Source organism: Pseudoalteromonas sp. S3260 (assembly GCF_005886925.1).
GTDB classification, from domain to species: domain Bacteria; phylum Pseudomonadota; class Gammaproteobacteria; order Enterobacterales; family Alteromonadaceae; genus Pseudoalteromonas; species Pseudoalteromonas tetraodonis.
In genome coordinates this window covers 1-342 of record NZ_PNCV01000344.1, presented here as the reverse complement: position 1 = coordinate 342, position 342 = coordinate 1, and the positions used below count along the sequence as shown (strand labels likewise).

Annotated in this window: 1 pseudogene; it reads left to right on the top strand. The window is 42.4% G+C overall.

Annotation, left to right across the window (positions count from 1 at the left end):
* Window positions 1–121: 121 nt before the first annotated feature.
* A pseudogene (locus CWC14_RS18735) lies at window positions 122–342 on the top strand (lipid ABC transporter permease/ATP-binding protein); the annotation flags it as partial.

Genomic DNA, 342 nt, shown 5'->3' with positions numbered 1-342 from the left:
ACACCGAAATGCAGATAAAAACAGCAAAAGCAGACAAAAGCTATTGGTTTATCAGTGATTGAGTTTTGTTTTTGCTTTGCTAAAGCTACAATACCCGCTATTGCGTTGATTCGAGAGTATTATGCAGCAAAGCGCCTCCCAAAGTTATAAACGACTACTTGGCTATGTAAATACTTATAAAGCCGCCGCCATTGTCGCCATTATTGGCATGCTAGGGTATTCAGCAATGGATGCCACCTTTGTGTGGCTAATGCAGCCATTTATCGATGAAGGTTTAACTGAGCGTAACAGCGCTGTTTTGACTTGGGCTCCTTTTGTTGTGATTGCGTTGGTATTAGGGCG